This is a genomic window from Streptomyces sp. DSM 116795 (assembly GCF_055792905.1).
In genome coordinates this window covers 5,864,466-5,887,952 of sequence record NZ_CM147707.1, presented here as the reverse complement: position 1 = coordinate 5,887,952, position 23,487 = coordinate 5,864,466, and the positions used below count along the sequence as shown (strand labels likewise).

General features: G+C 71.9%; 17 protein-coding genes and 2 pseudogenes. 8 read left to right on the top strand and 11 right to left on the bottom strand.

Annotation, left to right across the window (positions count from 1 at the left end; genetic code table 11):
* Positions 1 to 152: 152 nt before the first annotated feature.
* Genes ACSMXX_RS25370 through rsmH form a run of 3 tightly spaced genes read right to left on the bottom strand, consistent with a single transcriptional unit; the run spans position 153 to position 3,651 of the window.
* Positions 153 to 2,348 (bottom strand): peptidoglycan D,D-transpeptidase FtsI family protein, encoded by a 2,196-nt coding sequence (locus tag ACSMXX_RS25370; protein ID WP_473181004.1) that lies wholly within the window; start codon positions 2,346 to 2,348, stop codon positions 153 to 155.
* Positions 2,345 to 2,722 carry a cell division protein FtsL gene (ftsL, locus tag ACSMXX_RS25365; RefSeq protein ID WP_473181003.1) on the bottom strand — a complete coding sequence of 126 codons (378 nt, stop codon included), beginning with the start codon at positions 2,720 to 2,722 and terminating at the stop codon, positions 2,345 to 2,347. Before ftsL ends, ACSMXX_RS25370 begins: the two co-directional genes overlap by 4 nt.
* The gene (rsmH, locus tag ACSMXX_RS25360) at positions 2,719 to 3,651 is read right to left on the bottom strand and encodes a 16S rRNA (cytosine(1402)-N(4))-methyltransferase RsmH (protein WP_473184958.1); all 933 of its coding nucleotides are present in this window, start codon (positions 3,649 to 3,651) and stop codon (positions 2,719 to 2,721) included. The genes ftsL and rsmH overlap by 4 nt, the downstream gene beginning before the upstream one ends.
* A 469-nt stretch (positions 3,652 to 4,120) precedes the next feature.
* On the opposite strand from rsmH, the gene ACSMXX_RS25355 reads away from it, so the two are divergent.
* The 4 genes from ACSMXX_RS25355 to ACSMXX_RS25340 all read left to right on the top strand — a co-directional run bounded on the left by ACSMXX_RS25355 (position 4,121) and on the right by ACSMXX_RS25340 (position 9,800).
* Positions 4,121 to 4,696 (top strand): beta-class carbonic anhydrase, encoded by a 576-nt coding sequence (locus tag ACSMXX_RS25355; protein WP_473181002.1) that lies wholly within the window; start codon positions 4,121 to 4,123, stop codon positions 4,694 to 4,696.
* Positions 4,697 to 4,783: 87 nt separating this feature from the next.
* On the top strand, positions 4,784 to 5,815 hold the full coding sequence (locus ACSMXX_RS25350; protein ID WP_473181001.1) for an AAA family ATPase: 1,032 nt from the start codon (positions 4,784 to 4,786) through the stop codon (positions 5,813 to 5,815).
* A complete protein-coding gene (locus ACSMXX_RS25345) occupies positions 5,815 to 7,398 on the top strand; it encodes a DUF58 domain-containing protein (RefSeq protein WP_473181000.1) in 1,584 nt (527 codons plus the stop codon). Before ACSMXX_RS25350 ends, ACSMXX_RS25345 begins: the two co-directional genes overlap by 1 nt.
* On the top strand, positions 7,395 to 9,800 hold the full coding sequence (locus ACSMXX_RS25340) for a transglutaminase TgpA family protein (protein WP_473180999.1): 2,406 nt from the start codon (positions 7,395 to 7,397) through the stop codon (positions 9,798 to 9,800). Before ACSMXX_RS25345 ends, ACSMXX_RS25340 begins: the two co-directional genes overlap by 4 nt.
* Before the next feature lie 259 nt (positions 9,801 to 10,059).
* Here ACSMXX_RS25340 and ACSMXX_RS25335 read toward each other — a convergent pair whose 3' ends face one another.
* From ACSMXX_RS25335 to ACSMXX_RS25325, 3 genes are all read right to left on the bottom strand, one after another.
* Positions 10,060 to 10,485, bottom strand: a complete 426-nt coding sequence (locus ACSMXX_RS25335) for a DUF3040 domain-containing protein (protein ID WP_473180998.1) — start codon at positions 10,483 to 10,485, stop codon at positions 10,060 to 10,062.
* A 299-nt stretch (positions 10,486 to 10,784) separates the two neighbouring features.
* The gene (locus tag ACSMXX_RS25330) at positions 10,785 to 11,546 is read right to left on the bottom strand and encodes a methyltransferase (RefSeq protein ID WP_473180997.1); all 762 of its coding nucleotides are present in this window, start codon (positions 11,544 to 11,546) and stop codon (positions 10,785 to 10,787) included.
* 123 nt (positions 11,547 to 11,669) lie between these two features.
* Positions 11,670 to 12,278, bottom strand: coding sequence for an SAV_6107 family HEPN domain-containing protein (locus ACSMXX_RS25325; RefSeq protein WP_473180996.1), 609 nt, complete (start codon positions 12,276 to 12,278; stop codon positions 11,670 to 11,672).
* Positions 12,279 to 12,511: 233 nt separating this feature from the next.
* Between ACSMXX_RS25325 and ACSMXX_RS25320 the strand changes: the two genes are divergently transcribed.
* From ACSMXX_RS25320 to ACSMXX_RS25305, 4 genes are all read left to right on the top strand, one after another.
* Positions 12,512 to 13,342: an ATP-binding cassette domain-containing protein gene (locus ACSMXX_RS25320; RefSeq protein ID WP_473180995.1), complete on the top strand. Its 831-nt coding sequence runs from the start codon at positions 12,512 to 12,514 to the stop codon at positions 13,340 to 13,342.
* Positions 13,314 to 15,395 carry a YhgE/Pip family protein gene (locus tag ACSMXX_RS25315; protein WP_473180994.1) on the top strand — a complete coding sequence of 694 codons (2,082 nt, stop codon included), beginning with the start codon at positions 13,314 to 13,316 and terminating at the stop codon, positions 15,393 to 15,395. Before ACSMXX_RS25320 ends, ACSMXX_RS25315 begins: the two co-directional genes overlap by 29 nt.
* Positions 15,392 to 15,997 (top strand): TetR/AcrR family transcriptional regulator, encoded by a 606-nt coding sequence (locus ACSMXX_RS25310; RefSeq protein WP_473180993.1) that lies wholly within the window; start codon positions 15,392 to 15,394, stop codon positions 15,995 to 15,997. The genes ACSMXX_RS25315 and ACSMXX_RS25310 overlap by 4 nt, the downstream gene beginning before the upstream one ends.
* 386 nt (positions 15,998 to 16,383) lie before the next feature.
* Positions 16,384 to 17,922, top strand: a complete 1,539-nt coding sequence (locus tag ACSMXX_RS25305) for a phytoene desaturase family protein (protein WP_473180992.1) — start codon at positions 16,384 to 16,386, stop codon at positions 17,920 to 17,922.
* 1,313 nt (positions 17,923 to 19,235) lie between these two features.
* On the opposite strand, the pseudogene ACSMXX_RS25300 reads toward ACSMXX_RS25305, so the two are convergent.
* From ACSMXX_RS25300 to ACSMXX_RS25280, 5 genes and pseudogenes are all read right to left on the bottom strand, one after another.
* Positions 19,236 to 19,512 (bottom strand): annotated as a pseudogene (locus ACSMXX_RS25300) (hypothetical protein); the annotation flags it as partial.
* 39 nt (positions 19,513 to 19,551) lie between these two features.
* Positions 19,552 to 20,469 carry a methylenetetrahydrofolate reductase [NAD(P)H] gene (gene metF / locus ACSMXX_RS25295; RefSeq protein ID WP_473180991.1) on the bottom strand — a complete coding sequence of 306 codons (918 nt, stop codon included), beginning with the start codon at positions 20,467 to 20,469 and terminating at the stop codon, positions 19,552 to 19,554.
* Between the two features lie 320 nt (positions 20,470 to 20,789).
* Positions 20,790 to 21,443 (bottom strand): annotated as a pseudogene (gene thiE, locus ACSMXX_RS25290) (thiamine phosphate synthase); the annotation flags it as partial.
* 226 nt (positions 21,444 to 21,669) lie between these two features.
* Positions 21,670 to 22,035: an Rv2175c family DNA-binding protein gene (locus tag ACSMXX_RS25285; protein ID WP_070011985.1), complete on the bottom strand. Its 366-nt coding sequence runs from the start codon at positions 22,033 to 22,035 to the stop codon at positions 21,670 to 21,672.
* 179 nt (positions 22,036 to 22,214) lie between these two features.
* Positions 22,215 to 23,399 carry an NAD(P)/FAD-dependent oxidoreductase gene (locus ACSMXX_RS25280; protein WP_473184957.1) on the bottom strand — a complete coding sequence of 395 codons (1,185 nt, stop codon included), beginning with the start codon at positions 23,397 to 23,399 and terminating at the stop codon, positions 22,215 to 22,217.
* Positions 23,400 to 23,487: the final 88 nt, after the last annotated feature.

The window sequence follows — 23,487 nt, the reverse complement described above, 5'->3', positions numbered from 1 at the left end:
TCAGCTTGTGGCACGGCGGTGAGCGTACCGGGCGGGAGGGCCGTGCCGCGAAGCGAAGGGCTTCACGGAGGGGCGGCGTCCGGCGGGTCGTACCGGTACGGGGCGCGGACGGCGACGCGGCGGGCGGGACGCCGGCGGGCGGTCTTTCCGGCTCATCGGTCCTTCTTCTTGCGGTCCTTCTCGGCGCTTACGGGGAGGGGGTCGGCCTTTGCGCCGGTCGGGGGGATCTGCAGGGACTTCAGGGCGAACTTCATGACCTTCTTGTAGACGGGGCCGCAGACGTCGCTGCCGAAGTAGCTTCCCTTCTTCGGGTTCTGCACGGCGCAGTAGACCGTCACGCGGGGCTTGTCGGCGGGGGCGAAGCCGGCGAAGGAGGAGGTGTAGCCGTCGTAGCGGCCGGTGTCGGGATCTACCCGGTTGGCCGTACCTGTCTTGCCGGCGACGCGGTAGCCCGGGATCTTCGCCGTGGTGCCAGTGCCCTCCATGTCGCTGACCACCGACTCGAGCATCCTGGAGAGGGTCTTCGCGGTCTTCTCGCTCACCACGCGGCGCTCGCCCGGCTCGGGTGCGGCGGTGAAGTCGCCGTCGGCGCCGGTCGTTCCCCGTACGAGCGAAGGCACGTTGCGCACACCGCCGTTGGCGATCGTGGAGTAGATCGACGCGGCCTGGACGGCGTTGAGCGACAGCCCCTGGCCGAACGGGATCGTGTATTGCTGCGAGGCGCTCCACTTGCCCGGCTTCTCCAGGATCCCGGACGTCGCGCCCGGCAGCCCGAGGCCGGTGGGCCTGCCGATTCCGAACTTGCTCATGTAGCGGTACAGGACCCTGTTGGCTTCCTTCTGGTCCTCCCCCAGCTGCTCGGTCGCGAGGATCGTGCCGATGTTGCTGGACTTGGCGAGGACGCCGTTGAGCGTCAGGTGCCAGGTCTCGTGGTCCACGTCGTCGGCGAAGGCGCGGTCGGCCCGCTTGAGCCGGTTCGGCACGGTCACTTCCGTGAGGGGCGTTGCCTTGCCCTCTTCGAGGACGGCCGCCATCGACATCACCTTGCTGGTGGAGCCCGGCTCGTAGACGTCCTGGGCGGCGGCGTTGCCGAGGGCCTGCGGATCGGCGCGGGAGATGTCGTTCGGGTCGAAGTCGGGAGCGCTGGCCATGGAGAGGAGCTCACCGGTGCGGGTGTCCTGGACGACCACGTAGCCGCTGTCGGCGTCGGAGTCCTCGACCTGCTCACGGATGGCCTGCTGGGCGGCCCACTGGATGTCGCGGTCGAGCGTGAGCTGCACGTCCGCGCCGGCACGGGCCGGGTGTTCGCGTACGCCCGCGGTGGGGACCTGACGGCCGCCCGACTGGGCGTAGGTGATCTTGCCGTCCTTGCCCGCGAGCTTCTTGTCCAGCAGGGCCTCGATGCCGGCGCCGCCCTTCCCCTCGGAGTTGACGAAGCCGAGGACGGAGGAGGCCAGCTCCCTGTTCGGGTAGACCCGCTTGGGGTGCTTCTCGCGGTAGACGCCCGCGAGGACGTCGGCCGCCTCGCCCGCGCGGCCGCCCGCGGACTCCTCCGTACCGGCCGAGCCCGCCGGCCTGCCCGCCTCGGCCGCCTTCTCGGCGACCTCCTTCTTGAGCTTCTTGATCCGCGTCCAGGTGCGCGGCGACTGCTGGCGGGCGAGGAGCACGTAGCGGGTGTCCTTCTTGGACAGCTTCTCGGTGAGCTCCTGCTCGTCCTCGTGGAGTACGGGTGCCAGGAGGGCGGCGGCGCGCTCGGGGGCGTCCGGGACGCCGGTCTGCTTGGACGTGAAGAGATACGGGTCGGCCGTGACGTCGTAGGCGTCGACGGTGGTGGCCAGCGACGCACCGTCGCGCGAGGAGATGGTGCCGCGCTCGGCGGCGAGCGGCACGGTGATGTAGCGGTTGACCGCCGCCTTGTCGGCGAACGCGCTGGCGTCGACGGCCTGCACCTGGAGCAGCCGGGCGGTGAACGCCAGCATGATCACGGTGAGGCCGAAGGCGATCAGCCGCAGCCGGGGCCTGGCGCGCGCGAGGCGCAGTTTCGCGCCCTGGGCGGGCACGGGCGGCCTGGCGCCGCCGCCGGATGAACGAGCGGTCGTACGAGCGGACTTGGCCGGCTTACCGGGCCTGGCCGCGGACTTGGCGGTCCTGGCCGCCGACCTGGCGGCGTCGGCGGGCTTCGGGGACCTGGCGGGCTTCGGGGACCTGGCGGGCTTCGGGGAGCTGGCGGGCTTCGGACGGCCGCCCACGGGGGCCTTGCCGTTCCCGTTGCCGTTCCCGTAGTCCTTGGCCTTGCCCTGGTGCCTCCTGTCGCCCTCACGGCGCGGGTCACGGGGACGTTCGCTCACCGCTCCTCCTGCTGCGGGTCGCGGGTCGCCGGCTGCGGGTTCCCCTTGACGGTGCCGTCGGGGGCCAGGAAGGCAGGTGTGCCGCCCGGTACGAGCCCCAGATCATGGGCGCGCTTCTCCAGCGCGCCGGGAGCGGAATAGGAGTCGACCTCCTGCTGCAGCGACTGCTGCTCGTCCGTCAGTTCGTCGGTCTGCCTCTCCAGCTTGCTCAGCCGGAAGGAGCCCTGGTTGACGGCGGCGTTGAGCAGCAGCAGACCCAGCAGTCCCGCACCCAGTATCAGCACGACGAGCAGCACGAACGGAGTACGGGCAGCCGTCGAGGTGCCGGCCGGCACAAGACGGGCGAGCCGCGAAAGCCGCTGCTGTGCACTCATGAGGTGTGCGCCTCCCTGATGCGCTCCGCGCCCCGCAGCCGGGCCGGTGCGGCACGGCGGTTCTCGGCGATCTCGTCCTCGGTGGGGAGTTCCGCACCGCGCGTGAGCAGCTTGAGCCGTGGCTGGTACTGCTCGGGGACGACCGGCAGCCCGGGCGGCGCGGTGCTGTCGGCGCCCGCGGTCAGCACCCGCTTGACGAGCCGGTCCTCCAGCGAGTGGTACGACAGCACGGCGATGCGCCCGCCGACGGCGAGCGCGTCGACGGCAGCCGGCACCGCGCGCTCCAGCACGTCGAGTTCGCCGTTCACCTCGATCCGCAGGGCCTGGAAGGTGCGCTTGGCCGGGTTGCCGCCGGTGCGCTTGACCGCCTGTGGCAGGGCGCCCCGGATCAGCTCCACCAGCCGCGCGCTGTGGCTGAACGGCTCCCTCTCCCGCTCCCGTACGACCGCCTCGACGATGCGCTTGGCCTGCTTCTCCTCGCCGTACGAGCGCAGCACACGGACCAGTTCGCCCGGCGGGTAGGTGTTGAGCACGTCGGCGGCGCTCGGGCCGCGCGTCTGGTCCATGCGCATGTCGAGGGGGGCGTCCTGCGCGTACGCGAAGCCGCGCTCCGCCTCGTCCAGCTGCATGGAGGAGACGCCGAGGTCGAACAGGACGCCCTGCACGCGCGGGACGCCCAGGCGGTCCAGGACGCCGGGCAGTTCGTCGTACACGGCGTGTACGAGGGTGGCCCGGTCGGCGTACGGGGCGAGGCGCTCCCCCGCCAGCCGCAGCGCCTCCCGGTCCCGGTCGAGCGCGATCAGCCTGGCCGCGGGGAAGGTGGAGAGCAGGGCCTCGCTGTGACCGCCGAGGCCGAGGGTGCAGTCGACGACTGTGGCGCCGGGCTCCGCGAGCGAGGGGGCCAGCAGATCGAGGCAGCGCCGCAGCATCACCGGACGGTGCCGCTCACCGGGAGATTCCTGGAGGGAGTCGCGGAACGGGCCGCCACCAACGGGGTCCTGACCCACGGCCACGTCCGGGGCACCGGCGGGCTCTTCGCGGGCGGGCTGCTCTTCGGTCGTCATGCGCCTTTCCTGCCCACGTGCTGCTTGGTCCCCGCCCGCTCGAAGGGGAAGCGGCCGGCCGGAGCCGGGGAAGAGGGCACCGTACGGCCATGAGCGGGAGGAGGCCGAGCCGCACGTACGCGCCTGCGCACTCCAGGAGAACCGGACCCCCGGAAAGCGTCTCGCCTCCCACTTCGCGCCACTTTAGTCCACTCGTCCCTTCGGTCAACAAGCGCCGAGCCGCGTTGACCGGGGCGTACGGTCCCGTGTGGAGCGCCTCACAGAAGCACCGGAACGCCCGATTGGTCCGGCCCCGAGGGGCGCCGACCTCGGCCTCGCGGTCTAACGTCGTCACATGTCGACGCCACAGCGGAACCCTCAGCCGCTCTCCCAGAACCCCGCCGACGACCCGCGACGTCCCGGCACAGTCACCGACAGGCTCGTCGAAGCCAATGAGAACTACGCGGCCGGATTCACCGACCCCGGCATGGATGCCCGCCCCGTCCTCAACGTCGCCGTCATCGCCTGCATGGACGCCCGTCTCGACCTGCACGAGGCTCTCGGCCTCGAACTCGGCGACTGCCACACGATACGGAACGCCGGCGGCGTCGTTACCGACGACATCATTCGTTCCCTGACGATCAGCCAGCGGGCCCTGGGCACCCGTTCCGTGGTCCTCATCCACCACACCGGCTGCGGAATGCTCAACCTGACCGAGAACTTCCGGCACGAGCTGGAACTGGAGGTGGGGCAGCGCCCGTCCTGGGCAGTCGAGGCGTTCCCGGACCTGGACCAGGACGTCCGTCAGTCCATGGAACGTGTGCGTACTTCGCCCTTCCTCCTGCACACGGACGACGTGCGTGGTTTCGTCTTCGATGTGAGGACGGGGCTGCTCCGCGAGATCGACCCGGAGATCGCCCCGGAACCGTGACGCGAAGGCACGTGGACGTGAAGAATGCGTGTACAGGCAGCAGATGAGAACAGCAGCCGGAAACGGGGACGGGCCGAGGAGGGCCGGGTGACGACCTTTGACGAGCGAGCAGACCTCAGCGATCTGAGCAGTACGGCGGATCGGGTGCGCCGCTCGATGGAGTCGGTGATCGAGGGGAAGCCCGACGTCGTGCGGCTGTCGCTGACCGTGCTGCTCGCCGAAGGGCACCTCCTGATCGAGGATGTGCCCGGCGTGGGCAAGACCATGCTGGCCAAGGCCCTCGCCAGATCCGTGGACTGTTCGGTGCGGCGCATTCAGTTCACTCCGGACCTGCTGCCGTCCGACATCACCGGAGTGAGCATCTACGACCAGCAGCGGCAGGACTTCGAGTTCAAGCCGGGTGCGGTCTTCGCGCAGATCGTCATCGGCGACGAGATCAACCGTGCCTCCCCCAAGACCCAGTCGGCCCTGCTGGAGTCGATGGAGGAGCGCCAGGTCACCATCGACGGCCAGACCTACGACCTGCCGTCGCCGTTCATGGTCGTGGCGACGCAGAACCCGGTCGAGATGGAGGGCACCTACCCGCTGCCCGAGGCGCAGCGGGACCGGTTCATGGTGCGGGTGTCCATCGGCTACCCCAGCCCGGCTGCCGAGCTGGAGATGATCGACGTGCACGGCGGCGCGTCACCCCTGGAGGATCTCCAGCCGGTGGCGCACGCACACGAGATCGGCAAGCTGATCGACGCCGTGCGGGGTGTCCATGTCGCCGACCGGGTACGGCGTTACGCGGTGGAGCTGGTCGCCGCCACGCGCACGCATCCGGAGCTGCGGCTGGGCGCCTCGCCGCGGGCGACGCTGCATCTGCTGCGTGCCTCGAGGGCGGGGGCCGCGCTGGCCGGGCGTGACTTCGTACTTCCCGACGATGTGCAGTCGCTGGCCGTGCCCGTACTGGCGCACCGCCTCCTGCCCACGTCGCAGGCCCAGTTGAGCAGACGGACCGCCGAGCAGGTGGTCGGGGAGATCCTTCAGCGCGTGCCCGTACCGACGGCGGCTTCGGGTGCCGCGAGCGTTCCGCCTCACCCGGACGGTTACGGACAGCAGCCGCCGCGGGGTTACTGATGTCCGGGAGTCCCGTGCCGGGCACGGGGCCCGCGGAGCGGCACGCCGGCGACGGCGGGCACGGCCCGGGCGCCGGACACGGCAGGGGCGCCGGACACAGTAGGGGCACCGGGCCCGGCAAGGACACCGGGCCCGGGCCCGAAGAGGGCGCCAGGGACGGGAAGAAGGAGCCCGGCAAGCTGCGCACCGCGCTCGGCGGCCTGACGACCCGCGGCCGCTCGTTCCTGGCCGCGGGCATGGCCGCCGCGGTCTGCGCGTACGTACTCGGGCAGGCCGACCTGCTGCGGGTCGGGATGCTGCTCTCGGCGCTGCCGCTGGTGTGCGTGCTGGTGCTGTACCGGACGCGCTATCGGGTGTCGGGCTCCCGCAGGCTCGCACCGGCGCGGGTCGCTGTCCGTACGGAGGCGCGGGTGCATCTGGGGGTGGACAACGTCTCGCGGCTCCCGACGGGGCTGCTGATGCTGGAGGACCGGGTGCCGTACGTGCTCGGGCCGCGCCCGCGTTTCGTGCTGGACCGCGTCGAGCCGGGCGGCAAGCGCGAGGTGTCCTACCGGGTGCGTTCGGACATGCGCGGCTGCTATCAGCTGGGCCCGTTGCAGCTCCGGCTGACCGACCCGTTCGGGATGTGCGAACTGACCCGCTCCTTCAGCACGTACGACACGCTCACGGTGGTGCCGCAGACCGTGCAGCTGCCGCCGGCGCGGCTCACCGGCGACGCCACCGGCTACGGCGACGGGCGGCACCGTTCGCTCGCACTCGCCGGCGAGGACGACGTGATCCCGCGCGGCTACCGGCACGGCGACGATCTGCGCCGCGTCCACTGGCGCTCCACGGCCCGCTACGGCGAACTGATGGTGCGCCGCGAGGAGCAGCCGCAGAAGGCACGCTGCACGGTGCTGCTCGACACCCGCCGCGGTGCGTACGCCGGTTCGGGGCCGGACTCCCCCTTCGAGTGGGCTGTCTCCGGCGCCGCCTCGGTCTGCATGCATCTGCTGGAGCGCGGCTACGCCGTCCGGCTGCTGACGGACACGGGCACGATGGTGCCGGGCCCCGAAGGAGTCGGCTTCGCCGGGGACCCGTCGGACAGTGCCGGGTTGCTGCTGGACGCCCTCGCCCTGCTCGAGCAGTCCGACCAGGAGGACATGACGTACGCGTACGACATGCTGCGCGGAGCGGTCGGCGGGCAGGAGGGGCTGCTCGTCGCGTTCCTGGGTGACCTCGACGAGGAGCAGGCGGCCACCGTGGGGCGCATGCGGCAGCGTACGAACAAGGCGGTGGCCTTCTGCTCCACGGCCGGCCCCGCGGCAGACGACGCGGCGGAGCAGGACCCCGCGTACGACGGCGAAGCGGCCGGGACCGGGGCTGCCGCATACGGGGCCGGCGGTCCCGGCGACCCCGGCGTGCCGGGCGGCGCGCCCGCGACCGTCACCGTGCCGCCGCCTCCGGTCGCCGCCCCGGACGACGAGGCTCTGCGGGTGCTGCGCGAATCGGGCTGGACGGCGCTGCGGGGCGGCCCAGGTCTGGCCATGCCGGCGCTGTGGCAGGAGGCGGACCAGGCGACAACGAGGGGGACGGGCCCATGAGCGGACGTGGACGGCTCGCTCTGTGCGCCGCGCTTGCCACGCTTGCCGCGGCGTTCGCGCTGCTGCCTCTGGTGGAACCGGCCACCTGGATTCTGCAGACTGCTCTGCTGCTCGGGGTGCAGACCCTGGTCGGCGCGTGGACCCGCCGGGTGCCGCTGGCGCGTCCGCTGACGCCTGCGGTGCAGGCGCTGGTCACGCTCGTGCTGCTGACCTTCTTCTTCGTACGCGACGAAGCGCTCTTCGGGCTGCTGCCGGGCCCGGCTGCCTTCGCGGAGTTCGGTCACCTGCTCGCCGAGGGGGGCCACGACGTCGGCCGGTACGCGATACCGGCTCCGGTGACCGACGGCATAGGGCTCATGCTGGTGGGCGGCGTGGTCGTGATCGGCCTGCTGGTCGACGCCATGGCGGTGACGTTCCGCAGCGCGGCGCCCGCCGGACTCCCGCTGCTGGCCCTCTACTCGGTGGCCGCCGGGCTGGCACCGGACGGAGCCGGCTGGCCCTGGTTTCTGTGCGCCGCGGGCGGCTATCTGCTGCTTCTGCTCGCCGAGGGCCGCGAACGGCTCTCCCAGTGGGGCCGTGTTTTCACCGACCGCGGACGGCCGGGCTTCGGCGCTTACGAGCCAGGGGGCGTCGAGGGACCCGCGACCGCTCCCGTACGTACGGGGCGGAGGATCGGCGCGCTGACGCTCGGTCTGGCCCTGATCGTGCCCGCGCTGATGCCGTCGCTGGGGAGCGGCCTGCTGGACGCGGCACGCAACGGCGGCGGCGGAGCCGGGCAGAACGGCGGCACGGTCTCCGCCGTCAACCCGCTGGTCGCGCTGCAGGACAGCCTCAACCAGGCGGAGGACCGCACCGCCCTGACCTACACGACCAACACCCGCAGCACCGAGGAGATGTATCTGCGGATCGTCGCCCTGGACCAGTTCGACGGTGCTTCCTGGAAGCCGTCGGAGCGCCGCATAGACGCCGTCCCCGATCCGCTGCCCGCGCCGCCGGGGCTCTCACCGGAGGTGCGCACGGAGAAGGTCCGCAGCAACGTCGTCGCCGCCGACTGGTACGCGCAGAACTGGCTGCCGATGCCCTATCCGGCCAACCGCGTGCGCATGGGCGGACAGTGGCGCTTCGAGCCGGAGGGCCGCACGCTCGTCGGCGACCGCGGACAGACCACGCGCGGTGCGCGCTACGAGGTGGAGAGCCTTCTCGTGCAGCCGACGGCCCGTCAGCTGCGCCAGGCCCCGGACCCGGCACGTGCGGTCTCCGAGGAGTACACGAAGGTGCCGGAGTCGCTGCCGTCGGTGGTCCAGCGGACTGCCGAGCGGGTCACGCGCAACGCCTCGGACGACTATGAGCGGGCCGTCCGTCTGCAGGACTGGTTCGCGGCGGACGGCGGCTTCATCTACGACACGCGCGTACGGGCCGGCAGCGGGTCCGCCGCCATCGCCAACTTCCTTGAGCAGAAGGAGGGTTTCTGCGTCCACTTCGCCTTCTCGATGGCGGCCATGGCCCGCACGTTGGACATCCCGGCCCGGGTTGCGGTCGGCTTCACTCCCGGCACCGCGGCGGCGGACGGACGGATGAACGTGGGCCTCAAGGACGCGCACGCCTGGCCGGAGCTGTACTTCGAGGGCGTCGGCTGGACGAGGTTCGAGCCGACGCCGACGCGCGGCTCACCGCCCCCGTACGCACAGCCGGACACCCCCGACCCCAGTGACAACCCGGCGGAGCAGCTTCCCGAGCGCGGGCAGAGCGACGAACCGACGCCCGTCCCCTCGGAGTCCGAGAGCTGCGACGCCGAAGCGAAGCGGCTCGACCCGGAGTGCGGGCAGGCGGCACCGGCCCCGAACGGCGGGGGCGGCGACAGCGGCTTCCCGGTGGGCACAGTCGCCGGGGTGACGGCCGCGTCGCTGCTGGGGCTGGGACTGTTGATGCTGCCGATGCTGTGGCGCGTACGTACGAGAGCGAGACGCCTCGGAACGCGGGTCGTCGGCCTGCCGGCATCCGGGAGGAACCCGGGCGGCGCGGTGCTGGACGCCTGGCGCGAGCTGGTCGACAGCGGCTGGGACTACGGCGTGGTCCCGGAGGAGTCGGCGACGCCGCGCAAGGCCGCGGAGCGCATCGTCCGCATCGGTGATCTGGGGCCGGAGGCGGCGGAGGCTGCGTTCCGGGTCGCCCTGGAGGTGGAGCAGGTGCTGTACGCGCCGCGGCCGCGGCCGGGGAACGGCGTACGGGAAGACGTACGGCGGGTGCGGGAAGCGCTGAGGGATGCCGCGCCGCGCAGTCTGCGGATCCGCGCACTGCTGCTGCCGCCCTCGGCCATCCGGGTGATGTGGACGGTGACGCGGCGCGTGACGGCGGTCCGTGACCGGTGGATCGGCGCGCTCCGGGTCCGCTTCGCGAAGTAGCGGCGTCCGGCGGGGCCGACGCAGACGGTGCCATACGCGCGTCCGGCCCTCGCCGGACGCCGGGGCGCCGGACGCAGACGGCCCCCGGCCTTCGGCCCGGCTCGGGCATGACTGTGGGGCTGACCCCGGAATCCGGAGGTCAGCCCCACAGTGGTGTTCGTCGGCCGTGATCGTCGATCGTGTCGTCGGTAGGAGGACGCCGCGCATCGGCGCTGGTGCTGTGCTCAGTCGTGCCGTGCTCAGTGGTTTCGGCTCTGTGCTACTGGCCCTCGTCGCGGCGGCGCTGCCACCGCTCCTCGATCCGGTTCATCATCGACCGGCGGGAGCGTGGCTGGCGGCGCGTGGGCGCCGAGCTGCCTCCGCTGCTGCCCTGCTGCGCGCCTCCCTGCCCCTGCTGCTGCTGTTCGCCGTTCTTGGGGGCCTTCCGCCAGCCGGTGACCGCGAGGACGGCGCAGCCGAGCATGACGAGGAAACCCACGACGCTGATCCAGATCTGCTGCGCGACCATTCCGGCCATGAGCAGGGCGATGCCCACCAGAAAGCCTGCGACCGCCTGGTAGACCCGCCTGCGGGTGTACCTGCGCAGCTCACTTCCCTCGAGCGCTGTCGCGAACTTGGGATCTTCTGCGTACAGCGCTCGCTCCATCTGCTCGAGCATGCGCTGCTCGTGCTCAGAGAGCGGCACGGAGTCCTCCTACTCGTCGGTCGCGGGGGCGACCGGGTGCGACCATCCAAGGATAAGCAGGGAATCGCCCCCGTGAAACCCGCCCCTCTGCGCCATTGCCTCCCACCAGGACCGAGATGACGGACGCCGGCGAGGGAGCGTTCAATCCGTGCATTCCCGCACCGCCTTTCCACCATGCCGAACGGTGTGCCTCGATCATACGGCGGTCAACAGCTGATCGGGTGACGTACGAACCACTGTGATACCGATCGGTCACTTCTGCACGTCAGCTCGGCCGGGCGGACTTGCCCCGGCCGGGCTCACCGGTCGTGGTACCGCGGCTCGGCCAGGACATGCAGCTGACTCGCGACGGCCTGGAAAGCGGGCAGTTCGGAAGCGGCGCTCTCCAGCCGTGCGAGAGCCTCCGCCGCGTCCGGTTCCGTGTCCACCAGCGCGCCGGGGACCAGGTCGGCGAAGACGCGGACGCCGTGCACAGCCGTGACGGCCAGGCCGGTGGCGTCCACCAGAGCGGTCAGCTGCTCGGCGGTGAAGCGGCGGGGCATCGGGTCGCCGGTGCCCCAGCGGCCCTCCGGCGCCGTCAGCGCCTGCCGCGCCTCCGTGAAATGGCCCGCGAGGGCCCGTCCGAGCACCGCGCCGCCCAGGCCCGCGGCGAGAAGGCTGAGGGTGCCGCCCCCGGGGCGCAGCGCCGCGACGACATTGCCGAGGCCATCGGCCGGATCGTCCACATACTCCAGGACGCCGTGGCAGAGGACCACGTCGAATCCGCCGCGCTCCACGACATCGAAGAGGCCGTGTGCGTCGCCCTGGACACCGCGGACCCTGTCCTCCACTCCGGCCTCGGCGGCGCGGCGTTCGAGCCCGAACAGGGCGTTGGGGCTGGGGTCGACGACGGTGACCCGGTGTCCCAGTTCGGCGACGGGCACGGCGAAGTTACCCGTGCCGCCTCCGGTGTCGAGGACGTCGAGTGTCTCCTTGCCGCCGGCCTTGACTCGCTGGTCGAGGGCGCCTCGCAGTACCTCCCAGACGACGGCTGTACGGCTGGATGCGCTGGGGCGGGACATGACGTGCTCCTCGGCGGCTCAGGGGCGTGCAGCCACCACCCTATTGCCTCCGCCTGCACGCCGTTTCCGCGACGAACGGCCGTCCTCTCCCTGGCCGGCCGGGCACGCCGCGCGGCAGCCTTCTCACCCGGCGCGTGGCCGCCGGTGATCCGGCTGAGCGCGCGGCGGACGTATTCGGGCCTTGGACACCGCCGCCGGCGGCCCCGCTGTGGCAACGGCCGTTGTCCCGGCGGCGAGTCCGTCGTCGGCGGGGGCGACGCGCGGCTGCGGCAGGGCGGGCTGGGAGACGAGCATCCGCTCGACCATCCGCAGAAAGACCCCGGTGTCGCGGACGAGGTCGTCGGCCTCACGCCAGGTGGCAGCGCCCTGTATGCCGGCCTCGGCACGCGCGCGCTTCCGTGCGCCGGAGGCGAACAGCACGCTCCACTCGGACAGTTCGGGTGCGGCCTCCGGCAGCACCTCCCAGGCGCTCCGTATGGCACGCCTGCGCCGCTCGCTGCTCTCCGGGCGCCCGCGCACCGCGAGGACGGCGGCAGCCGTGCGCAGCGCTGCCAGATGTGCGGCGGCGAACCGCTCGTTGGCCGTTTCCATGGCCGCGGCCTCGTCCAGCCCGTGCTGGGCCTGGGCGAGCAGGTCGAGGGCGGCGGGCGGGGCAGCCGCACGGCGCAGCACGGGATGGACATCGCTTGCCGGCGGGGAGTTCGGGGGCGCTCCCCGAGAGGGTCGCTGCACGGGAACCAACCTCCTGTCGTCGTCCGACTTCCGAATGAACCGGCGCATGTACACATCGTGAGGCACACCACTGACAATCCGGCCTGACCTGCACATACACCCTGTACAGACGGTTGCCTTCCGGTTTCGGCGGACCGAGGCGGCGGTGTGCACCCGGGGCCGCCGCAGGAGACCACGGCACCGTGCGCTAGATTTTGAACTGACCAGTCAGTGCAAAACAGAGGGGTGAGCTCGTGGGCGACACCGCACACGACTCCGGTGGAGCCGGACGTACGGAATCCGGCGTATCCGCAGAGGACTTCGGGCTCGACGGCCCGCGCGGACGGGTCTTCGCCGGCATCCGTTTCGAGGCGCCGCCCGGCTCCGTAGTCGCCCTGGAGGGTCCTTCGGGCTCAGGGCGCACCTGTCTCCTGCTGTCGCTCACCGGACGCATGAAGGCGACCGCGGGGCACGCCCTCGTGGACGGGCGGCGGCTGCCCGGGCAGCTCGCCGCCGTGCGCCGGATCAGCGCCCTGGCCGCCGTGCCGGGAATCACAGATCTCGAACCGTCCCTGTCCGTCGCGGAGCAGTTGCGTGAACGCATGCTGCTGCAGCGGCGGTTCGGCGGTTCCCTGCGGGCCCTGCTGCGCCCCCGCAGGGAGCGTGCCGCGGCATCGCGCGACCGCGTCGACCGCGCTCTGACGGCCGCCGGTCTCGCCCTGGACGACCTGCCGAAGGGCGCCCGTACCCGCGTACGCGACCTGGAGCGTCTGGAGTCGTTGCGGCTGTCCGTCGCACTCGCGCTGATCGGCGAACCCCGCCTACTCGGCGTCGACGACGTGGACTTGAAGCTCTCCGGGGACGAGCGGGACCAGGCGTGGTCGCTGCTGCGTTCGGTCGCCTCGTCGGGCGTCACGGTGCTGGCCGTGTGCAGCGAAGCGCCGCCGGGGGCGGTGGCCGTCCGTACGGGGACGGGGAGCACACGGCAACAGCCCGCGCCGGCGGGTAAGGCGGGCACTTCCGCAGGAACCAGCAAGGAGAAGGAGGAGGCAGCGGATGCGCTCGCCGAGACTGGCCGCGCTTGAACTCAAGCGGTTCGGGAGGGGACGGCTGCCGCGTGCGGCGATGGCGGCCATGCTGCTGCTGCCGTTGCTCTACGGCGCCCTGTACCTCTGGTCGTTCTGGGATCCGTACGAGCGGCTCGACAAGGTCCCTGTCGCTCTCGTCAACGAGGACAAGGGAGCCCGGGCGGACGGGAAGCGGATCGCAGCCGGTGACTCGGTCGCCGAAGGGCTGCACAAGAGCGGCACCTTCGACTGGCACGAGACCGACGCCGCGGACGCCCGCGAGGGAGTCGAGGACGGCCGCTACTACCTGTCGCTGACCGTGCCTTCCGGCTTCAGCGAGCGGATCGCCTCCAGTTCGGGTGACGACCCGCGGACCGGTGCCCTGAAGGTGCGTACGAACGACGCGGGCAACTACGTCGTGGGGCAGATGTCCCGGACCGTCTTCTCCGAGGTGCGGGCCGCCGCCTCCAGCAAGGCCTCGCGCGGCTTCTACGACCGGATCTTCGTCTCCTTCTCCACCCTCCACGACCGGACCGCGAAGGCGGCGGACGGCGCGGACACCCTCGGCGACGGCATCGGCCGTGCCAAGAAGGGAACCGGAGAGCTCAAGAGCGGCCTGGGCGAGGCCGAGCACGGCAGCGGGAAGCTCAGGGACGGCACTTCCCGACTGCACGCCGGCGCAGGTGAGTTGGAGAAGGGCTCGAAGCGGGTCGCCGACGGTACGCAGAAGCTCTCCGACAAGGCCGACAAGGCGGCCGGCAAGCTGGGCCCGTTCCTCGACGAACACGGGGACGAGATCGGCACCGCTGCCCGCGACGTGGCACGTACGAGCAAGACGCTCAAGGAGAACCTCCGCGAACTGCCGGACGCGGCACGCAAGGCCGAGGCCGACTCCCGCAAGGCAGCCGACACCCTGGACGCCCTCTACCGCGCACGGTGCGAAGGACCGGTCGAACTGGACACCTCGTGCCCGCAGTTGAAGAAGGCCAGGGACGCCGCGGACAACGCGGCGGACGTCGCGGCGGATGTGAACGACGTCATCGAGAAGCAGGACGGTCTCACCCGGCTGGGTGAGAGTCTGGACGACCTGCGCCGCCAAGCGAACGCCCTCGCCGGCCGCGCCCCGCACCTCGGCGAAGACCTCGACAAGGCCGTCGCACAGATACACGCGCTCAACAAGGGCGCGCACAAGGTCCACGCGGGCGCGGGCCGCCTGGACAGCGGCCTGGCGAGCGCCGAGAGCGGCGCAGCCGGCCTCGACGCGGGCGTCGGCAAGCTGGCGAAGGGCGCGGGCACGCTCGACGGCGGGATGTACAAGCTCGCGGACGGCTCGTCGCAGCTGTCCGGCGGGCTGCACGACGGCGTGAAGAAGATCCCCGACTACGGCAAGCAGGAGCGTGACGACCGTACGGACGTGATGGCCGACCCCGTCGGCCTCTCCTCCACGAACGCACATCCCGCGGCCAACTACGGCACGGGCTTCGCGCCGTACTTCATCCCGCTCGCGCTCTGGGTCGGTGCGATGATCGCGTACATGCTGCTGCAGCCGCTCAACAGACGCGCACTCGCGGCGGGCGCCCCCGCCGCCCGCATCACGCTGGCCGGTTGGCTGCCCGTCGCCGCCATAGGGGCACTGCAGGCGGGGGCTCTGCTCAGCGTGCTGCACTGGGGGCTGGGGCTCCAACTCGCCCAGGGCGCAGGCACGGTGGGCTTCCTGCTGCTGGTGACGCTCTGCTTCACGGCGATCGTGCAGTTCCTGGGCGCCCGGTTCGGCCCGGCCGGCCGCGTACTCGTGCTGGCGGCGCTGATGCTCCAGCTGACGTCGGCGGGCGGCACGTATCCGATACAGACCAGCCCGGACTTCTTCAACGCCATCCATCCCTTCCTGCCGATGAGTTACGTCGTGGAGGGACTGCGGCACCTCATCACGGGCGGCGGTCTGTGGCCGGTGTGGCAGGCCTGCCTCGTGCTGCTGGCCTTCACCGCGGGCGCGCTCGCGCTGACGGCGCTCACCGCACACCGCAGACAGGTGTGGACCGTCGACCGCCTGCACCCGGAGATCGCCCTGTGAGCCGCCTCGCCACCCGCGAGAAGCTCTTCCAGGCGGCGGTGACCCTCATCGCCGAACAGGGCTTCTCCGCGACCACGGTGGATGAGATCGCCGAGCACGCCGGCGTCGCCAAGGGGACCGTCTACTACAACTTCTCCAGCAAGAGCGAGCTGTTCGAAGAACTGCTGCGGCACGGCGTGGAGTTGCTCACGGCGGATCTGCGCGACGCGGCCGCGTCCACGGCGGCGGCGGGCGGCCGCCACGTCGACGCCCTCGATGCGATGGTCCGCGCCGGGCTGCTCTTCATCGACCGCTATCCGGCCTTCACGCGGCTGTACGTCGCCGAACTGTGGCGCACCAACAGGGCGTGGAACTCGACTCTGCTGGTGGTCCGCAGGCAGGCCGTCGCCGTCGTGGAGGAGGAGCTGCGAGCGGGCGTGGAGGCCGGCGAGCTGAGCGGCGAGATCGACGTCACGCTGACGGCGGCCGCGCTGGTCGGCATGGTGCTGGTGGCGGCCCTGGACTGGAAGGCGTTCCAGCCGGAGCGTTCACTCGACGACGTGCACGGCGCGCTGTCGCTGCTGCTGCAGGGACGGGTCGGAGGGTGTGCGCAGCCCCGGTAGCCGATGACCACCCGGTCCTGAGGCTGCGCACGCCTTCCCCCGTATCCCCCGACCCCCGTAACGGACGCGGGGCCCCGTGCCCCCGCGTCCCCCTTGCAAGGGAGCCGCCCCGTTCCGCCGCCCCGTGTCGGCGGTGCCGGAGCGTTGCTCCCTTGCCACGTGCATCACTCTGCCGTCAGCGGGGGCCTTCTCCCATCCGCTGTACTACTCAACCGGCGGGCTAGGTAGCCGTACTCAGCCATGGGGGCCCGCCCCCGGGGCGTAACGCTCAGGCGGCCTCCGCACGCTCCACGTGCGCAGCATCGCGCACGCGCCCTGCCGGCCCGCCGCACCGCCCGCCCGCCCGCCGCGGAAGCCCGTCCCGCGTCCGGCTAAAGTCCCCCGTCATGGCACGCATTGCGGTGATCGGCGCCGGGCTGGGCGCCATGGCGGCGTCCGCGCGGCTCGCCACGGCCGGGCACCGAGTGACGGTGTACGAGCGCGCGGAGACCTACGGCGGCGGCGTCCGGCGCTATGAACGGGACGGCTTCCGTTTCGACACCGGTCCCGGAATTCTGCACCTGCCGGCCGTCTACCGCGACCTGTTCGTCAAGACCGGCAGGCAGGCGCTCGAGGACCGTGTGGACCTCGTACGCCTCGATCCGGCGATCCGGCACGTCTTCCCCGACGGCACGGCGGTCTCGCTGCCGTCCGGCTCCCGCGCGGGAGTCCTCGCGGCGCTCGACGCGGCGCTCGGTACGGGCGCGGGCGAGCGCTGGACGGACATGCTCGCCCGTGCCCGTACCGTCTGGGACGCCACAAGGCGGCCGCTACTGGAGGAGCCGCTGACCGAGGACGGCATCCCGGCGCTTCGGGAGACCCTCGCCCGCGACCCCTATCCCGCGCTGCCCGCCAGGCGTCCGGCGCTGCGGGCCAAGGGGCTGCTGCGCCGCCGCACCACCGCCCCGGCACTCGCCGAGACCGCCGCACGCGAACTGCGCGACCCGCGCCTGGTGTCCATGCTGAACAGCTGCGCACGGGCCTACGGCCTGGACCCGCAGTCGGCCCCGGCCGGCGCGGCCGTACTCGCGTACGTGGAGCACACCTTCGGCAGCTGGTACGTGCGCGGCGGGATGCGGGCCCTCGCCGACGCCCTGTACACGCGCTGCACGGAGCGCAAGGTGGACTTCCGCTTCGGCTGCGAGGTGGTGGACGTCCTGCAGGAGGACGACAGAGTGGTGGGCGTGAAGCCAGCCGGGGAGCCCGAAGTCCCCGCGGACACCGTCGTCGTGGGCTGTGCCCGCGTACCGGGAACGGCGGCCGGGGCGGACGCGGTGACAGCGACGCCCGCACGGTCCCGTGTCACCGTGCTGCTCGCGCTGCGCGGCGGGCGGCCCGAGGAGACCGTGCACCGCACCGTCGTGCACCGCGAGGACGCGCCCGGTCAGCCGCTGACCGTGCTGCGCCCGGACGATCCCGGCCTCCGTCCCGGCGCCGGGCACGAGACCGCAGTGCTGTCGGTCGCGGTCGGGCCGGACGAGATCCGCGGTGAGGACGACGCGTCGCGGCTGGCAGACCGGCTGACGGCCGCAGCCGACGCCGCCGGGCTGGGGCTGGGCGGACGGGTGCTGTGGCGCGAGGTGCGTACGCCCCGTGACGTCGAGGCAGAGACTGGGGCACCGGGCGGCCTGGTACCGGCACCGGTGCTCGCCGGGCCATACGACGGCGGGAACCGCGGGAGCCGCGGGAGCCGCGGAGGCCGCATCAGATCCGGGCAGCAGGCCGGCGCCGTGGATGTCCGCCCGCCCAACAGAACGGCGACGAAGGGGCTTTACCGCGCCGGCGGCTGGGCGCACCCGGGCGGCGGTGCCGCTCACGCGGGAATGTCCGGCGCACTGGTGGCCGGACTGATCGTGGAGGGCGACGACTGGCGCGGCTCGCACTGACCTGGCTGTGCGGCCGCCTGCCGGGGCTGCGTTGGGTCGGTGCGTCGGTGAGCCCGGTGCAAGGAGCCGTCAGTAGTAGTAGCCGTTCCCTGCGCCGTACCCGTTGCCGGCTCCGTAGCCGTTGCCCTGGCCCTGACCCTGGGGGCCGTAGCCGTACGGGTCGTTCTGGTACGGGTACTGCTCCTGCTGCATCGGGTCGTTCGGGTCGCGCTGCTGCGGTACCCAGGCGCCCGCACCGCCCGTCGGCGCCTGCGGGAAGTAGGACTGGCCGTCGGCGTACGTCTCGCCGTTGCCGTACATGGACCCGTAGGCGTCGGCGCCCGAACCGCCCGCTCCAAGGCCGCCGCCACCGCCGAAGGTGTCGGAGATCCCGTACGGGGACTGCTGGGGGCCGTAGCCCTGCTGGTCGCCCAGGCCACCGCCGCCGTAGCCGCCACCGCCGTAACCGCCGGCGTCGTAGCCGTTGTAGGAGGTGTCGTAACCGCCGTAGCCGCCGTACGAGTCGTAGGACGGGACGCCGGGCGCCCCCGCCCCGTTGGCGTCGAAGGCGGCGTACGGGTCGGAGAACCCGCCGTACTGCTGGCCGCTGTACTCCTGGTATATGCCGGGCTGCTGCACAGGACCCGGGTAGCCGTAGCCGCCGTAGCCGCCGGGCATGAACTCGCCGGTCTCGTCCGGCATCGGGCCGGGCTGGTAGACGGGAACCTGCTGCTGCCCGTTGTCCTGCGGCCCGTAACCGTTCGCCGCGGGGAAGGCGCCCGTCTGGTAGCCATCGGTCTCGGGGCTGAAGGGGCTGAACGCCTGTGTCGAGTCGAAGCCGTTGGGGCCGGCGCCGTTGGGAACCGAGCCGTTGGGGCCGGCGCCCGCGAAGGCAGCCGCGTCGTAGCCGTTCCCGTTCGTGCCGAAGCCGTTGGGAACCGAGCCGTTGGGAACGGAGCCGTTGGAGCCGGCGCCCGCGAAGGCAGCCGCGTCGTAGCCGTTCCCGTTCGTACCGAAGCCGTTCGGGGTGTCGTAGCGGTTCCCGTTCGTGCCGAGGCCGTTCGGGCTGCTGAAGCCGCCTTGGGCGCTCATCGGGTCCACGGTGGCGAAGCCGGCGGTGTCGTAGCCGTTCGGGCTGCTGAAGCCGCTCGGCGCACTCATCGAGTCCACGGTGGCGAAACCGGCCGTGTCGTAGCCGTTCGGCTCCAGGCCGTTCTGCTGGAACGCGTCCGAGCCGTAGCCACCGGACGCCGCCAGGGCCGGTACGGGCTCGGGCGCGTCCATGGCGTCGAACGCGGGCGCCGGACCGAGCTCGAGCTCGGGCTCCGGCTCTTCGCGGCGGCGGCTGACGCCGGGCACTCCGGTGAGTGCCCAGCCCGCCACGAAGCCCCGGCGGTAGGAGAGCGTCACAAAGGTCTGGCCCGTGGCGAAGGCGGCGATCCCGATCCCGATCACGACGACCGAGGGGATCAGCGCCCCCGCCACGACGCACAGAAAGCCGGTGAAGGCCAGCACGCGCCAGCGCAGCCGCGCCTTGTACTGCAGCAGCACCTCGCCCAACAGCCACAGCGCGACGACGCCGAACGCGATATAGAGGACTGTCCAGCCCATGTGCGCCCCCTTCTCACTGCCTCGGCCGGCTACTTCGGCTCAGGGTCGGTTGTGGAGACCAAGATTCTGATGGATTTCCAACGTTGCCGTGGAGTTGTTGAGCGTAATGAAGTGAAGTCCTGGGACGTCTTCGGCCATCAGCGTCGCACACATCTCCGTCGCGTACTCGATCCCGACCGAGCGTACCGCCGCCGGATCGTCTTCGACCGCCCGGAGCCGGTCTGCCAGTTCGCCCGGAATCGTCGCATTGCTGAGCTGTGCGAACGTCTCGATCTGCTTCACGTTGGTGACCGGGATGATCTCCGGGATGATCGGGGTCTCGCAACCGGCGGCCACCGCGCTGTCCCGCAGCCGCAGGTAGTCCTCGGCCCGGAAGAACATCTGCGTGATCGCGTAATCGGCCCCTGCGCGGCACTTGTTGACGAAGTGGCGCACGTCGGTGTCCCAGTCGTCGGAGCGGGGGTGCATCTCGGGGAAGGCCGCGACGCCCACGCAGAAGTCGCCCGACTCCTTGATCAGCTCGACGAGTTCGGAAGCGTAGGTGAGGCCCTCGGGGTGCCTGACCCACTCGCCCATCGGGTCCCCGGGAGGGTCGCCCCTGATCGCGAGCACGTTCCGGATGCCCGCGTCCGCGTACTGGCCGATGACGTTGCGCAGTTCCGCCCTGGAGTGATTGACGGCGGTGAGGTGTGCGACCGGGGTGAGCGTCGTCTCGTTGGCGATCCGTTCGGTGTTCCGTACGGTGCCCTCCCGCGAGGATCCTCCCGCTCCGTAGGTCACGGAGACGAAGGTCGGTGAGACGGCTTCGATCCGCCGCAGGGCGTTCCACAGCGAGCGCTCGCCCTTCTCGGTCTTCGGGGCGAAGAACTCGAAGGAGTACGAGGGCTTCCCCGTCGCGAGGAGCTCACGCACAGTCGTCGTGCTGTCTGTCCTGGTAGCTGAGATACCGATGGCCATGCTTGCAGGCTATCGGCCTTGGCTAGAGGGCGACGGGCCGTGAAGAGCGCTTACGTCCGTTCCGTCCGCCCTTGTCGGCGCAGATTCTTCACTCACGTACCTGCCGTGTACGCAGCGGAAACGCGGCGGAGACGCAGCGGAGACGCGGTGTTCGCAAGCGGTTTCGGCGCCAGCAGGAGCGCGGCTCCCGCCTCGCCGCACTGCTCTCAGTGCGGAGCACCGCTCTCGCCTGATCCGGCTGATCCGCCTGATCCGGCTGCCTCGTCTGCCTCACCGGTCTGGTCGGCCTTGCCGGCAGCGGCCTCGCCAGGCCCGTCCGCCGCGGCCCGCTCCCGGAGCCGCCCGGCCAGCGCCGCCGCGGCACCCTCCGGGTCGTCGGCGCCGGTCAGTACGCGTACGACGACGACTCGCCTTGCCCCGGCGTCGAGCACATCGTCCAGGTTGGCGGCGTCGATGCCGCCGATGGCGAACCAGGGACGCTCCGTGACCTGCGACGCCGTATACCTCACGAGTTCCAGGCCCGGGGCGTGGCGGCCCGGCTTGGTGGGGGTCGGCCAGCAGGGACCGGTGCAGAAGTAGTCCACACCGGGCTCGGCCGTCGCGGCGTCCACCTCCGCCTCGGCGTGCGTGGACCGGCCGATGAGGACGTCGTCGCCGAGCAGCGCACGGGCGGCGGGGACGGGTAGATCGCCCTGGCCGAGATGGAGCACGTCGGAGCCCGCGGCGTGCGCGACGTCCGCACGGTCGTTGACGGCGAGCAGCTTTCCGTGGCGCCGGCAGGCGTCCGCGAAGACCGAGAGGTGTTCCAGCTCCTCGGCTGCCTCCATGGTCTTGTCGCGCAGCTGGACGATGTCGACGCCGCCGCGGAGGACCGCGTCGAGGAACTCCGGCAGGTCGCCCTGCTCCTTGCGCGCGTCGGTGCACAGATACAGCCGGGCGCCGGCGAGCAGACGGCGGGCGTTGGTGGCGCTCATTGAGGGACGTCCCCCGGGACGAGGGCGTGCGGGCCCGGCGCAGCGCGCTGCGCCGGGCCCGCACGCAGGTGGATGTGTGCGGTGTGACCAGGTGTCCGGCCCGCCGGTCCCGCCGGTGGGTCCGGCCCGTGGCGTCCGTTCGGTGATGAGGCGGCGCGTGAGGGGGCGCGGCTCTTGTGAGGTACGGCAGGTGAGGCGGTGGCCGTGATCCGTGCTGTGCCCGAAATCACACGGCGAGTGCCTGGGCGCGCCGCTTCACCTCTGTCCCGCGGTTCTCACGCAGGGCCTGGGCCGGGGTGCCGGGCAGGCTCTCGTCCTCGGTGAAGAGCCACTCCAGCATTTCCTGGTCGCTGAAGCCGTCGTCCTTGAGGAGCGTGATCGTGCCGACCAGGCCCTTCACGATGCGGCCCGAGCCGATGAAGTCCGCCGGAACCTGCAAGGTGCGCTCCTCCCCTCTGCGGACCGCGATCAGCTGGCCCTCCTTGACCAGCTGGCGGGCGCGAGTCACCGGAACGTCCAGCTTCTCGGCGACGTCGGGGAGAGTGAGCCAGGAAGGGACGAGAGCATCGGTCTTTGCATCAATCTCTGTCACGCCACCAGCCTGCCATCCCGCTGTGACAGTCACTACTGTGCCGCCGCCACCAGTCCGCCTTCAGCAGGTCATGCGCCGGCCCCGGCCGACCGCCGGTCCGTTCCCGGGCCGCCACCGCCGCCCTGCCCGACCGCCACCGCCGCCCTGCCGGGCCGCAGCCGCGCCTGCCGTGTCCGCCGTCAGCGGACGGCCTTCTTCAGCGCCACCGCCGCGTCGGACACACGCTCCCGCTCGACCGCCGCACCCCGCTCGATGAGCCTTCTGCCCTGCGCCAGATCGCGGGGCCGGCCGACTGCGAGCAGCGCCGTCAGCACGCCCTCACGCAGCCAGCAGACGGACCAGGCCGCTTCGCCCGGGTCGCCGCGCCAGACCAGTTCGTCCCCGTCCGCGTGGTGTCCCGCGTACTGGATGAAGCGGCCGAACTGCTCCGACCAGAAGTAGGGCACCGGATCGTAGACCGCGCGCTCCGCCTCGCCGTCCGGCAGCGTCCCGGCGGTGATGTTGGCGGCCACGACGCGCGGGCCCTGCAGCGCGTTGTCCCAGTGGTGCACGAGCAGCCGTTCGCCGTACCGGGCAGAGGGAAAGGAGGCACAGTCGCCGACCGCGTACACATGCGGGGCCGAAGCGCGCAGCCGCTCGTCGGCGAGCACTCCCCCGTCCCCGCCCAGCTCGATGCCCGAGCCCGCCAGCCAGTCCGTCGCCGGACGCGAGCCGATGCCCACGACGACGGCGTCGGCCCGCAGCCGTGTGCCGTCGGCGAGCAGCACTCCGCCGCGCTCGACCGAGCGCACGGCGACGCCCGTACGCAGCCGTGCGCCGCTCTGCTCGTACCAGTCGCGCATGTGGACCGTGACCTCCGGCGGCAGCGCCCCGGGGAGCGGCTGTCCGGCGGCCTCCACGACCGTGACGGCGCACCCGGCTTCCCGTGCCGCGGTGGTGAACTCCGCGCCGATCCAGCCGGCTCCGACCACCACGACCTCGCCCCGCGCCGCCAGTACGGGACGCAGCCTGGCCGCGTCGTCCAGCGTGCGCAGCAGATGGACGCCGGGAACGCCCTCGCTGCCCGGCAGCGCGACCGGCTCCGCGCCCGTGGCGACGACGAGATGGTCGTAGCCCACGGTGCCCGCGGCGGTCTCCAGCACGCGTTCGGCGGTGCGCAGTCCGGTCACCTCCCGGCCCAGCTCCAAGTCGGCGCCGAGGGAGGCGAAGTCGACGTCGAAGGCGGCGTCCTCGCTCTTGCCGAGCAGCACGGCCTTGGACAACGGCGGCCGGTCGTACGGTTGATGGGGCTCACTGCCGATCAGCCGGATCCCTCCCGGCCACCCCTGCTCACGCAGTTGTACGGCTGTCTGGACGCCGGCCATCCCCGCACCGACGACAACGACCCGCTGCTCGCTCCGACTGTCGCCCACACGATCATCCTAGGACGGCGCGGGAACCCTCCGGAGCGGT

Coding starts and splice junctions, on each gene's coding strand:
- ftsL (WP_473181003.1), bottom strand. CDS start 2,722: ATGAGTGCACAGCAGCGGCTTTCGCGGCTCGCCCGTCTTGTGCCGGCC.
- rsmH (WP_473184958.1), bottom strand. CDS start 3,651: ATGCTGCGGCGCTGCCTCGATCTGCTGGCCCCCTCGCTCGCGGAGCCC.
- ACSMXX_RS25355 (WP_473181002.1), top strand. CDS start 4,121: ATGTCGACGCCACAGCGGAACCCTCAGCCGCTCTCCCAGAACCCCGCC.
- ACSMXX_RS25345 (WP_473181000.1), top strand. CDS start 5,815: ATGTCCGGGAGTCCCGTGCCGGGCACGGGGCCCGCGGAGCGGCACGCC.
- ACSMXX_RS25340 (WP_473180999.1), top strand. CDS start 7,395: ATGAGCGGACGTGGACGGCTCGCTCTGTGCGCCGCGCTTGCCACGCTT.
- ACSMXX_RS25330 (WP_473180997.1), bottom strand. CDS start 11,546: ATGTCCCGCCCCAGCGCATCCAGCCGTACAGCCGTCGTCTGGGAGGTA.
- ACSMXX_RS25315 (WP_473180994.1), top strand. CDS start 13,314: ATGCGCTCGCCGAGACTGGCCGCGCTTGAACTCAAGCGGTTCGGGAGG.
- ACSMXX_RS25305 (WP_473180992.1), top strand. CDS start 16,384: ATGGCACGCATTGCGGTGATCGGCGCCGGGCTGGGCGCCATGGCGGCG.
- metF (WP_473180991.1), bottom strand. CDS start 20,469: ATGGCCATCGGTATCTCAGCTACCAGGACAGACAGCACGACGACTGTG.
- ACSMXX_RS25280 (WP_473184957.1), bottom strand. CDS start 23,399: ATGGCCGGCGTCCAGACAGCCGTACAACTGCGTGAGCAGGGGTGGCCG.